The organism is Mesorhizobium sp. C089B, from assembly GCF_030323125.1.
GTDB lineage: Bacteria > Pseudomonadota > Alphaproteobacteria > Rhizobiales > Rhizobiaceae > Mesorhizobium.
In genome coordinates this window covers 5211701-5224258 of sequence record NZ_CP100469.1, presented here as the reverse complement: position 1 = coordinate 5224258, position 12558 = coordinate 5211701, and the positions used below count along the sequence as shown (strand labels likewise).

10 protein-coding genes are annotated in these 12558 nt (G+C 63.6%); 4 read left to right on the top strand and 6 right to left on the bottom strand.

The features are described from left to right. Positions 1–96 precede the first annotated feature (96 nt). From NLY44_RS25730 to NLY44_RS25720, 3 genes are all read right to left on the bottom strand, one after another. On the bottom strand, positions 97–1008 hold the full coding sequence (locus NLY44_RS25730; RefSeq protein WP_023673412.1) for a LysR family transcriptional regulator: 912 nt from the start codon (positions 1006–1008) through the stop codon (positions 97–99). A gap of 80 nt (positions 1009–1088) precedes the next feature. Next, entirely contained in the window at positions 1089–1700 is a 612-nt protein-coding gene (locus NLY44_RS25725; RefSeq protein ID WP_023688803.1) for a DedA family protein, read from the bottom strand. A gap of 407 nt (positions 1701–2107) precedes the next feature. Then, on the bottom strand, positions 2108–2872 hold the full coding sequence (locus NLY44_RS25720) for a DeoR/GlpR family DNA-binding transcription regulator (RefSeq protein ID WP_023685103.1): 765 nt from the start codon (positions 2870–2872) through the stop codon (positions 2108–2110). Positions 2873–3295: 423 nt separating this feature from the next. Here NLY44_RS25720 and NLY44_RS25715 point away from each other — a divergent pair, with 423 nt between their 5' ends. Next, a complete protein-coding gene (locus NLY44_RS25715) occupies positions 3296–4180 on the top strand; it encodes a phosphotransferase family protein (RefSeq protein ID WP_023688805.1) in 885 nt (294 codons plus the stop codon). Continuing rightward, positions 4177–6630 (top strand): GcvT family protein, encoded by a 2454-nt coding sequence (locus NLY44_RS25710; protein ID WP_023806958.1) that lies wholly within the window; start codon positions 4177–4179, stop codon positions 6628–6630. The genes NLY44_RS25715 and NLY44_RS25710 overlap by 4 nt, the downstream gene beginning before the upstream one ends. Positions 6631–6642: 12 nt before the next feature. Here the strand turns inward: NLY44_RS25710 and NLY44_RS25705 are convergent, their stop codons facing one another. Beyond that, positions 6643–7275 (bottom strand): class I SAM-dependent DNA methyltransferase, encoded by a 633-nt coding sequence (locus tag NLY44_RS25705; protein WP_023806959.1) that lies wholly within the window; start codon positions 7273–7275, stop codon positions 6643–6645. Positions 7276–7382: 107 nt separating this feature from the next. On the opposite strand from NLY44_RS25705, the gene NLY44_RS25700 reads away from it, so the two are divergent. Continuing rightward, on the top strand, positions 7383–8285 hold the full coding sequence (locus tag NLY44_RS25700; RefSeq protein ID WP_023806960.1) for a phosphotransferase family protein: 903 nt from the start codon (positions 7383–7385) through the stop codon (positions 8283–8285). Position 8286: 1 nt separating this feature from the next. Here NLY44_RS25700 and NLY44_RS25695 read toward each other — a convergent pair whose 3' ends face one another. Both NLY44_RS25695 and NLY44_RS25690 read right to left on the bottom strand, forming a co-directional pair. Continuing rightward, the gene (locus NLY44_RS25695) at positions 8287–9210 is read right to left on the bottom strand and encodes a DMT family transporter (protein WP_023806961.1); all 924 of its coding nucleotides are present in this window, start codon (positions 9208–9210) and stop codon (positions 8287–8289) included. Between the two features lie 72 nt (positions 9211–9282). Further along, the gene (locus NLY44_RS25690) at positions 9283–10563 is read right to left on the bottom strand and encodes an amidohydrolase family protein (protein ID WP_023806962.1); all 1281 of its coding nucleotides are present in this window, start codon (positions 10561–10563) and stop codon (positions 9283–9285) included. 175 nt (positions 10564–10738) lie between these two features. On the opposite strand from NLY44_RS25690, the gene NLY44_RS25685 reads away from it, so the two are divergent. Further along, a complete protein-coding gene (locus NLY44_RS25685; protein ID WP_023755676.1) occupies positions 10739–12493 on the top strand; it encodes an ABC transporter ATP-binding protein in 1755 nt (584 codons plus the stop codon). The last annotated feature ends 65 nt before the right edge of the window (positions 12494–12558 follow it).

Here is a 12558-nt window from a genome sequence, read left to right as displayed (position 1 = left end):
TCCCTGACATGAAAAGTGCTCGGAAAATTCCGGTTTCGCAAATTCATTTATCAGAAACGCGATATCGGTTTTTCCGATAGATAACCACGCACCCTATCAACGCTGCTGGCGTACCATACGCTGCGACTGGGCAAGGCCGATGAAGTCGCGCGACGCCTGCGGCAGACCGGAGCCGCGGCGCCAGACCATGCCGACCTGGACGACCGGCAGGGAACCCGAAATGTCGCGCGATTCGATGCGGTCGCCTTCCAGCGACCACGGCCGGTAGACTAGGTCTGGCAGCAACGCCACGCCCGCACCTGTGGCGACGAGGCTGCGAACGGCTTCGACCGAGCGGGTGCGAAAGGCGACATGCGGCCTGGCGCCGATCGCCGCCAGAAGCTTGCCGGTGTTCTCCTCGATCTCGTCGACGGTCAGCATGATCAGCGGCTCGCCGGCAATGTCGCCTATGCCGATAATGTCGGCGCTGGCCAGCTTGTGGCCGAGCGGGACCCACAGCCGGTAGGCCGAGACCTCGAGGATTTCCGACTGCAGCGCGGTGCGGTCGCGCAAATTGGAGGTGACCATGACGGCAATGTCGAGCTTGCCGCCGATCAGCAGATGTTCGAGATAGTCGCCATTGTCCTCGATGGCCGAGACATCGACGCCGGGATAGGCGCGGCGGTAGCGCGCCAGCAGATCGGATAGCACATAGCCCGCGACCAGCGAGGTGACGCCGAGCTGCAGCCGCCCGCCGGCCACCACCTGGTCGTCGGAAAAAGCGCGGCGCGCGTCGGAGACGTCGGCCAGGATCTTGGTCGCATGGCGCAGGAACTGGTGGCCTTTGTGGGTAATGTTGAGACCACGCGGATGGCGCTCGAACAATTCGACGCCGAGATCGCTCTCCAGCTCCTTGATCGCCTCGGTGACCGAGGATTGCGAGATGGATAGGTTTTGTGCGGCGCCCGACACCGTGCCTTGCTCGGCGACGGCAATGAAGAACTGCAGCTGGCGGATGGTGAAAGCCATGGCCGGACTAAACACCGGCGCGCCGGGGAAGGAAAGCCGAAGGCGGAGCTTATACCCATACGGCTTGAGGCGCCTCCTGGTCAGCCGAACCCGAGGCGCCGCCGGCAGGCAGGACCGTAGCGAAGCGCGAGCATAAACGCCGTCTCCAGCGCCAAAACGATGACGATGATGCGAAAGCCGATGGCATAGGAATCCCGGCCGCTGCCGCGCATAAGGTAGCCGGTGACGAGGAAGCCGGTATTCCATAGCGTGGCGCCGAGCAGCGTCGCCGCCGCGAAGGGCAAGAGTGGAAGACGGAGCGCGCCGGCCGCGATCGGCAGATAGTTGCGAACCGTCGGGATGAACTGCGCCAGCAAGGAGACCCGGACATGATGGCGGCGATAGGCCTGACCAAGCTTGCTGTAGGTCGCATAGCGCAAGCAGACATATTTGCCGAAACGCTCGACCAGCCTGTCGGCACGATCCAAGCCAATCCGACGACCCAAACTATACCAGACAAGGCAGCCTGTGATGGCGGACAGCGTCGTTACCAGAAGCAGGATCGCCAGCGCCGGGAGATCGGGGGCTGCCGTCATGCCGAGGAACAGCAGCAGCACATGCGAGGGCGGCAGCGGCAGGATCTTTTCGGTGAAGGCGAGGCAGGCGACGCCGAGCAGGCCGAAGCCCAGGATCGCCGACAGTGGATCAGTCATGCGAAGCGCCAGTCATAGGTTTTGAGGTTCTTGATCCTGGACACCTTATACACCGTCATACACCGTCGCCGGCGGAAAGTTGCGGAATATCCGGCCAAGCCGGGTCCGCTTCCAGGTCGGAGCGCGCAAGCGTCCAGGCCGTAGGAAAGACAAGGCATCGTTTGCAGCATGGTGACCTCATTGCTGATGCGGGCGATTCGCCCGGCCCGCATTTCGACGAGGCGCTGTTTGCGGCTGCCAAGTTGCATGGACATTGCGAAGAGCGGGATGATTGAAAAAGAAATTCTTCCCCCACAATGACATCTTCTGCGGCCGGGCGACGCGGCGCGCCTGATGCACAACATCGCCTTCGTGGTATCGGGTGGCGGCATGGCCGGGATCGCGGCGCGCCAGTCGCTGGTGTTTGGCTAGGCCGCAGCGATGCTGAGGCGCGCTCCAGCCTCGGCAAGTGCCGAGGCAATGTCGCGCGGCGGCGGCTGGTCGGTGGCGAGTTCGGAAAAACCGTCGAAGCCGCAGACCTGGACCAGACCCTGGCGACCGAACTTGGTGTGGTCGGTGATGACCAGCGAGCGCTGGCCGCGCGACAGCACCATGCGGGCGAACTCCGCCTCTTCCAGATCGTAGTCGGCAAGGCCTGCGGCGGCATCGACGGCGCCGATCGAAATCACCGCGTGGCTGACCGAGAAGCGGCTGACGAAATCGATCGCCGAGGCGCCGAAGGCGGCCCCGGAATCGCTGCGCAATTCGCCCCCGGCCATATAGACCTTGTTGCCGTTGACGGTGGCCAGCGTGCGGGCGATATCGGACGAGTTGGTGACGACCGTCAGCCGCCGGTGGCCGAGCAGTTCGCGGGCCAGGAACGAGGTCGTGGTGCCGGTGTCCAGCATGACCGATTCACCGTCGCGAATGGTGGCAGCGACCATGCGGGCGATCAGCCGCTTGGCCTCGGCATTGTCGCGCATGCGCCGCTCGAAGGGCGCTTCGCCGGCCATCGACGGCAGGCCGATGGCGCCATGCATCTTGAGCACCGAGCCATTGCCGGTCAGTGGCTTGACATCCCGGCGCACCGTTTCAAGCGAAACCCCCAGCCGGTCGGCGAGGCTGGCAATGGTGACGGTGCCCTCCTCCTTGAGGAGGCGGAGGATTTCGCCATGCCGTTTCGAATGGATCATCTGGCTTCCTCAATTTGCGGCCTGCCCGGTTTTAGGGCAATGCCGCCTTTTTTAAAGGAATTGCTCGTGGTTTCGGGCAAAACACCCAAAAAAAGTCACAACATTTCATTGACAGTTAGGCAGCACTGGCGTGACATTGACGGCGTGACAGCTTCGGAACTGCCACGGGAGGGTGATGGCAGCAGAGCCGCAATTCACGGACCGGACCGTCTGGCCAGACCGTCTGGGTTTGAACTGGCACAAAAGTTTCTCAAATCCGCGGGGGCGGAGACCGGGTATCAAAACCTGGCCAGAGGGGCTCGTCGGTGCGGCGCGGGATAGGAGTTCCTGCGTCCCGCACCGACGAGATTTTTTGCGTTTCCCAACGCTCGTTGCGCGGCCCATGGCGCCTGGGAAAGCTCCGCAAAAGTCAGGGATGGTCCCGTGACTGCTGAAGACCGCATCCGGGCCTTGCCCTGCTGGAACGGCAACATCGACATTGCGCCGCTGCCGGGCGGCCTCAGCAACGCCAATTATCTGGTCAAGGACGCAGCCGGGCGGCATGTCGTGCGCTTCGGCCAGGACTATCCATTTCACCACGTCTTTCGCGACCGCGAGGTGATGACGGCCCGGGCGGCGCACGCCGCAGGCTTCGCGCCGGCGGTCCGCCATTCCGAACCCGGCATCATGGTCACGGAATTCCTCGGCGCGAAAACCTATGTCGCCGAGGATGTGCGCGCCAATATCGGCCGCGTCGCAGCGCTTATGCGCGGGTTCCATCGCGAGATGCCCAATCACATCTCCGGCGCCGGCTTCATGTTCTGGGTCTTCCATGTCATCCGCGACTATGCGCGAACGCTGAGCGAAGGCGGCAGCCGCAAGCGCGACGAACTGCCCAGGCTGCTGGCTCTGGCCGACGAGTTGGAGCGGGCGCAGAAGCTGCTGCCGATCGTGTTCGGCCACAATGATCTTTTGCCGGCAAATATTCTCGACGATGGCGACAGGTTGTGGCTCATCGATTTCGAATATGCCGGTTTCAACACCGCGATGTTCGATCTTGCCGGCGTCGCCTCCAACGCCGAGATGAGCGACGCAGAGTCCTTCACTTTCCTCACGGCGTATTTCATGCGCGAACCGGATGAGGCGATCCGCCGCTCGCACGCCGCCATGCAATGCGCCTCGCTGCTGCGCGAGGCGATGTGGAGCATGGTTTCCGAACTTTACCTCGACGCGCCCGGCATCGACTACGTCGCCTACACCGCAGAGAACCTGACGCGGCTCGACGGGGCGCTGGACAATTACCGCACGAAGTACGGGACACAGTCATGACATTGCCTACACATGCCGGCATCGTCGTCATCGGCGGCGGCATTATCGGCTGTTCGACGGCCTATCACCTGGCACGCGACCACAAGGCCGATGTCGTGCTGCTGGAACAGGGGAAGCTGACCTCGGGTTCGACCTGGCACGCGGCCGGGCTGGTCGGCCAGCTGCGCTCGTCCGCCTCGATCACCCGCGTGCTCAAATATTCGGTCGAGCTCTACAAGGGACTGGAAGCCGAAACCGGGCTCGCTACCGGCTGGAAGATGACCGGGTGCCTCAGGCTTGCGACCAATGCCGACCGCTGGACCGAATATAAACGGCTGGCGACGACGGCCAGGAGCTTCGGCATGGACATGCAGTTGCTGTCGCCGAGGGAGGTCAAAAAGATGTGGCCGCTGCTGGAGACCGGCGACCTCGTCGGCGCCTCCTGGCTGCCGACCGATGGGCAGGCCAGCCCCTCCGACATCACGCAGTCGCTGGCCAAGGGCGCGCGCATGCATGGCGCCAAGCTGTTCGAGGACGTCCGCGTTACCGGCTTTGACATGACGGACGGGCACATCACCGCGGTGAAGACCAACAAGGGCGACATTGCTTGCGACAAGGTGGTGAACTGCGCCGGGCAATGGTCGCGCCAGGTCGGCGCGATGGCCGGCATTTGCGTGCCGCTGCAACCGGTCAAGCACCAGTACATCATCACCGAGAAGATCGACGGGCTGGCGACCGACGCGCCGACAATCCGCGATCCCGACCGCCGCACCTATTTCAAGGAAGAGGTCGGCGGGCTGGTGATGGGTGGCTATGAGCCGAACCCACAAGCCTGGGCGACCGGCCTGCCGGGCGGCGATGTCCCCGACGACTGGGAGTTCCGGCTGTTCGACGACGACTACGATCATTTCGAGCAGCATATGAGCCAGGCGATCGCGCGCGTGCCGGCGCTGGAGACGGTCGGCGTCAAGCAGATAATCAACGGGCCGGAGAGTTTTACGCCGGACGGCAATTTCATCCTCGGTGTCGCGCCCGAATGCGCCAACATGTTCGTCGGCGCCGGCTTCAACGCCTTCGGCATCGCTTCCGGCGGCGGCGCCGGCTGGGTGCTGGCGCAATGGGTTGTCGATGGTGAAGCGCCGCTCGACCTTTGGGTGGTCGACATCAGGCGCTTTTCCAATTTGCACCGCGACCGGCAATGGGTCAGCGATCGCACGCTGGAAGCCTATGGCAAGCATTACACGATCGGCTTTCCGCATGAGGAGTACGTCTCGGGCCGGCCGCGCATCGTCTCGCCGCTCTACGAGCGGCTGAAAGCGTACCGCGCGGTGTTCGGCTCCAAGCTCGGCTGGGAACGGCCGAACTGGTTCGCGCCCCAGGGCGCCAGACCCGAAGACATTTATTCCATGGGCCGGCAGAACTGGTTTGGCCCGGTCGGCGAGGAGCATCGCCATGTGCGCGAGAAAGTCGGCATCTTCGACCAGTCGTCCTTCGCCAAATACGAAATGACGGGTTCGGATGCGGCTAAGGCGCTGGACTGGATCTGCGCCAACGATGTCGCCAAGCCGGTGGGACGGCTGACCTACACGCAGCTTCTCAACACGCGCGGCGGCATCGAGGCCGATTTGACGGTGGCCAGGCTCGCCGAAGACAAATTCTACATCGTGACCGGCACCGGCTTCCGCACGCATGATCTCTCCTGGATCGGCGACCATGTCGGCAAGGGCCTCGACGTGACGCTGAAAGATGTCACCGAGGATTTCGGCACGCTGTCACTGATGGGACCGCGGGCCCGCGACGTTCTGGCTGCCGTGACCGATGCCGATGTCTCGAACGCCGCCTTCCCGTTCGGCCATATCCGCGAGATCACGACTGCCGGCCATACGGTTCGGGCGCTGCGCGTCACCTATGTCGGCGAGCTTGGTTGGGAATTGCATGTGCCGATCGCCGCCACCGGCGAGATTTTCGACACGCTGATGGCGGCAGGCAAGCCGCACAGCATCCGGCCGATCGGCTACCGGGCGCTGGAATCACTTCGGCTGGAGAAAGGCTACCGCGCCTGGGGCTCCGACATCACCCCCAACGACACGCCTCAGGAGGCCGGCCTCGGCTGGGCGGTGAAGCTGAGGAAGAACACCGATTTCGTCGGCCGGCGGGCGCTCGAAAAAATCGGCGGCGCCGACCTGAAGAAACGCTTTGCCGGCTTCACGGTCGACGATCCCGATATCGTGCTGGTCGGGCGCGAGACGATTTTGCGCAATGGCGAACCGGTCGGCTATCTCACCAGCGGCGGTTATGGCTACACGCTGGCTAAGAACATCGGCTATGGCTATGTCCACAACGCCGATGGCGTCAGCGACGATTTTCTCAGCTCAGGGGACTATGAGCTGGTGGTCGCGATGGAACGGACGCCGGCCAACATTCATCTCGAACCGATGTACGATTCTTCGATGAGCAGGATCAAGGCGTAGACGAAACCTGGATTAGCTCACACGGAGTACAAGGCCGCGGCTGGGCACGGTGTCAGCCTCGCCCGGCATCGAAACATAAGGCGCAGTCTCCTCGGCACGAATGACCCTGACCTCAGCCTCGAGCGCAGCGATGCGTTCGGCGAAGCCGGCGTTCCACAGCGTGTTCTTGACCGTCAGCACGATGACGCCACCGGGACGGCAGACGCGGATCAATTCGTCCAGCCCCTCTGCGCCGACATGGCCGGAGGTGAAAACGCCGGCCGAGACGATGCCGGCATAGGCATTGTCGGCAAAGGGCAGTGGCCCGCCGAGCGCCAGGCAATGCAGCGCCGAATAGACGCCCTTTGCCGCCGCTTTAGACAGCATGCCTTGCGAAATATCGAGCGCTTCGACCTGGGGATAGCCGGTGATGGCCAGCCACTCGCCGATCAGCCCGGTGCCGGCGCCGGCGTCGAGAAGCGGTGCGGCGCCGCGCGGCAGATGGCGGGCCAGCAGGGCCAGGCAGATCGTCGGATGGCGGTAGCCGGCGGCCGACATATCGGCATCGTAGGTCTCCGACCATTTGTCATAGATCGCGGCGACGTCCTCGGGCCGTTGCGCCGCATAGGCGGCGCCAAGCCCGCCATGATCCTTGTTGCCCGCCATGGCTGTTTCTCCGCCAGCTCGCTGCTCACCCTCGATCGGGATGATAGCCAAACGGCTAAAACTGTGGAACCGTTGTCGCAAGAAATAGCACGCCAGGGGCAACAGGCATGGGGACGGACGAGGCACGCGCAACACTTGCAGCGATTCCGGCATTAGCGGGCTACGACGGACCGCTGGAGCGGCTCGGCGGGATGACCAATCTCGTCTTTCGGGCCGGCGATATCTGCCTGCGTATCCCCGGCAAAGGCACGGAGGAGTATATCAACCGCGCCAATGAAGCGGTGGCGGCGCGTGAGGCGGCCAAGGCCGGCGTCAGTCCCGAGGTGCTGCATGTCGACCCTGCGACAGGCGTGATGGCGAGCCGCTTCGTTGCCGGCGCCGTGACGATGTCGCCGGACAAATTCAAGCTGCGCGCCGGCAGCCCGGCCCGCGCCGGCGAAGCCTTCCGCAGGCTGCACGCGTCCGGTGCGGTGTTTCCGTTCCGCTTCGAGCTGTTTGCGATGATCGACGACTATCTCAAGGTCTTGTCGACCAAGGACGTCGCCTTGCCGCCGGGCTACCACGACGTGGTGCGCGAATCCGACACCGTGCGTGCGTCCCTTGCCGCGCATAGACTGCCGCTTGCCGCCTGCCATTGCGATCCGCTGTGCGAGAATTTGCTCGATACGGGCGAGCGGATGTGGATCGTCGACTGGGAATATTCGGGGATGAATGACCCGCTCTGGGATCTCGGCGACCTCTCGGTCGAAGGCCGGTTCGACACCGCGCAGGAGGAAGAGATGATGCGCGCCTATTTCGGCGGCGAGGCAAAACCGGCCGAGCGCGGCCGCCTCGTCACCTACAAGGCGATGTGCGACCTGTTGTGGACGCTCTGGGGCATTATCCAGCTTGCCAACAACAACCCGGTCGAGGATTTCCGCGCCTATGCCGACGGCCGCTTCGCCCGTTGCAAGGCGCTGATGGAAACGCCTGAGTTTTCACGGCATCTGGCGGCGGTGCGCCAAGGTTAGGTCAATTCACGCCTTTCGGCACGTTCTCCGGCGGCACGACTGTTTCGACCACCTTCTGGCGGTGGAAGATGAACAGGCCGGCGAGCACGACGATGGCCGAGCCGATCAGGATGCGCGGTCCCGGCACGTCGCCGAAGAAGGCCAGGCCGAAGATCACCGCCCATAGAAGCAGGCTGTAGTGCAGCGGCGCCAGCGTCGAGGCAGGGGCCAGTTTCAGCGCCCTGGTAATCATCAGATGCGCGCTGCAGGAGACGATGCCGAGCAGGAGCATGGCGCCGAAATCGAGTGCCGAGGGCGTCTGCCAGGCGCCTATGGTCATCACGCCGCCGACCAGCAGCGTGCCGATAGTCTGCCAGGTGACCAGCGTTGTGTCGCTGGTGCCGCGCAGGCGGCGGCTGAGGATGATGGCGAAGGCGAAGGCAATGCTGCCGACCAGTGCGAACAGCGAGGACTGCGAGAACGCCGCCGAAGACGGCTTCAAGATGATCAGCACGCCGCAGAAGCCGACCAGGATGGCGGCCCAGCGGCGCCAGCCGACCTTTTCGCCGAGCAGGAAATGCGACAGCGCCGCCACATAGATCGGCCCGGCCATGTAGAAGCTCATCACGTCGGCAAGCGGCAGATAGACGACGGCGGCATAGAACAGCGCCGTGTCCGCCGTGGTCGCCAGCACGCGCAGAATCTGGAGGACCGGCCGCTCCATCCGGAACAGTCTGCCGGCGCCCTGGTTGGCGATCATCGGGCCGAGCACGATGAAGGCGCCGATCGATCGGATCAGCACCACCTGACCGACCGAGAAGCTGGCGACCAGCCATTTGCCCATCGCGTCGTTCAGCGCGAACATGAAGTCGCCGGCCAGCATCAACAGGATGCCGGCCAGGAGCGCGTTCCTGATGGTGAAGGTGCGGACGAGCGACTGGGCCATGCGGCTCCCTAGCTGCAAGCGGCCGCTTTGACGAGGCAAATCGGTAAGACCAGCGGCGGAAATCGGCTGTTTCTACGCAGTTTTGTGCCGCCGGTTCACCTGTCCGGGACGGCCGGCGATCGACAGCCGTGTCTCCTGTTTCGTGCGCTCGGCCACCACCTTGCCCCTGGCGACGACGCACAGCCGTTCGGCACGTAACCTCAAGGCCTCGATCGGGTTGCCGGCATCGAGAATGACGAAGCTGGCGCGCTTGCCCACGGCAAGGCCGAGATGATCGAGGCCCATGATGGCGGCGTTGACGTTGGTGACCATGTCGAAGCAGCGCGCCATGTCGGCAGGGCTCGACATCTGAGCGACGTGAAGCCCCATGAAGGCGACGTCGAGCATGTCGGCGGTGCCCAGCGAATACCAGGGGTCGAGAACGCAATCCTGGCCCCAACCGACGCGGATGCCGAGCGCCAGCATCTCCTTCACCCGGGTCATCCCGCGGCGTTTGGGAAACGTGTCATGGCGGCCCTGCAGCATGATGTTGATCAACGGATTGGGGATCGCCGACACACCGGCCTCGGCAATCAGCGGCAGGAGCTTGGAGACGTAATAATTGTCCATCGAGTGCATGGAAGTCAGGTGCGAGCCGGCCACCTTGCCCTGAAGGCCAAGGCGGTGGGTCTCATAGGCAAGCTGCTCGATGTGGCGCGACAGCGGATCGTCGGTCTCGTCGCAATGCAGGTCGACCATCAGCCCGCGCTTCGACGCGATTTCGCACAATTCGGTCACCGAGCGCGTGCCGTCGGCCATGGTGCGTTCGAAATGCGGGATGCCGCCGACGATGTCGACGCCCATGTCGAGCGCGCGCAGCGTGTTCTGCCGCGCCGTCGGCGAACGGTAGAAGCCATCCTGCGGGAAAGCGACCAGTTGCAGATCGATATAGGACGCAACAATCTTCTTGACGTCGAGCAGCGCCTCGACCGCCAGCAACCTGTCATCGCAGACATCGACATGGGTACGGATGGCGAGCAGGCCCATCGAGACCGCCCAGTCGCAATAGGCGAGCGCCCGCTCGCGAACCGCGTCATGCGTCAGGAGCGGCTTCAGCTCGCCCCATAGCGAAATGCCTTCCAGCAGCGTACCCGAAGCGTTGATGCGTGGAATGCCGTAGGACAGCGTCGCATCCATATGGAAATGCGGATCGACGAAGGGCGGCGAGATCAGATTGCCACGGGCGTCGATCGCCGTGCCGGCGCTGACATGCAGTTCGGGCTCGATGGCGACGATCGTCTCGCCGATGATGCCGAGGTCGGCGACGGTGCCGTCGGGCAGCGTTCCGCCGCGCACAACAAGGTCGAAATCCATCTGCCGTCATCTCCCTGAAGCGCGAACGCCGTAATCGTGGCGCAAAAGACGCCTTGCCGCAGCTGTTTGCCTTGGCGGCAGCGAAAGGTTCCATCCAGCCACAACTCGCTCTATAAGCCGCCTTTCGCCCCGGTGGCGAATCCGAAATTCGTCAGTCAGGCATGGGATCGGCCATTTGTTTCGCTTCTTCCGTTCGACGGAAAACCAGCGCCTTGTCGCAAGGCTGCTCAGGGAATCCTTTCACCAGCACAAATTCGGCTATGGCGCCGCCATCCTGTCGATGTTGGTGGTGGCTGCCACCACCGGCGCCAGCGCCTGGATCCTGAGCGTAATTACCAATGAGTTCGTGATCTACAAGAGAGTCGAGCGCGTTAACTGGATTGCCTTGGCAGTCGCCGCGATCTTCATCGCCAAGGGTATCGCCAATTTCGTCCAGGCCTATTTTATGAGCCGCGTCGGCAACGCCATCATCGCCGACCGGCAGCGCAAGATTTATGACCGCATCCTGGCGCAGGGCATCGAGTTCTACCACGCGACCTCGTCGTCCGACCTGATCACCCGCATGACCAATAATGCGCAGGCGGCACGCAACGTGCTCGACCAGATAGTCACATCCTATGTGCGTGATCTGGTGACCTTGATTGCCCTGTTGGCGGTCATGGTTTGGAAGCAGCCGGCACTGTCTGTCATCTGCTTCGTCATTGGGCCGGTGGCGATCTACGGTGTCAACCGCATCCTGAAGCGCGTGCGTCAGATCTCCAAACAGGAATTCCGCTCGCTCGGTCAGATCGTGCATGTGATGCAGGAAACGGCAATTGGCGTGCGCGTCGTCAAATCCTTCGGTCTCGAAGGTGCGATGCGCAAGCGCATGTACAAGGCGGTGTCGGATGTGGAGAACCGCGCCAACAACATCGCCACGCTGGAGGCCGCCACCAGCCCGGTGATGGAAACGCTGGCCGGACTTGCGATCGCCGGGGCCGTCTTCATCAGCGGCTTCCTGGTGCTGCAGGGCGGCCAGATGCCGGGAAACATCATGGCCTTCATCGGGGCGCTGCTTTTGGCCTATGAGCCGGCAAAGCGTGTTGCTCGCGTACGAATCGCCCTGGAAAGCGGCATTGTCGGCGTACGGATGATGTTCGAGCTCGCGGACCGGCCGCTGACGCTGGCCGAAAAGCCGGATGCAAAGCCGCTGCGGGCCGGGCCGGGCGAAATCCATTTCGACAATGTCAGCTTCGCCTACCCCGAAAGCTCGCCGGTGTTCGAGGGACTGGACCTGACGCTTGCCGCCGGCAAAATGACGGCGCTCGTCGGGCCCTCGGGCAGCGGCAAGTCGACCATCCTCAACCTGATCATGCGCATGTACGACCCGCAGGTCGGCAAGGTGATGTTCGACGGGCAGGCCATCTCGGATGCCACGCTCGTCTCGGTTCGGGAGAAGATTGCGTATGTCAGCCAGGACACGTTCCTGTTTGCCGGCACGATCATGCACAACATCCGGCTCGGGCGCGAGGGCGCCACGGACGAGGAAGTAATGGCCGCCGCAAGGGCCGCCAATGCACATGACTTCATCAGCGCCCAGGCGAAAGGCTACGACACGGATGTCGGCGAGAATGGCGCGCTGCTGTCAGGCGGCCAGCGCCAGCGCATCTCGATCGCGCGCGCCATGCTGCGCAATGCGGAGATCCTGCTGCTCGACGAGGCGACCAGCGCGCTCGACGCCGAATCCGAGGCGCTTTTCCGCGACGCGCTGCAGCAGCTGACGGTCGGGCGCACCACCATCGTCATTGCCCACCGCCTGTCGACCGTGCACCAGGCCGACACGATCGTGGTGCTGGAGGCCGGCAAGGTGGTGGAAAGCGGCGCGCATCGCACGCTGCTCAACCAGGGCGGGCTGTATCAGAAGCTTTACGAATATCAGCTGATGCCGTGAGCTTTACCCTCCCCCTTGTGGGGAGGGTCGCTGCGCAGCAGCGGGGTGGGGGTCGGCGCCGCACC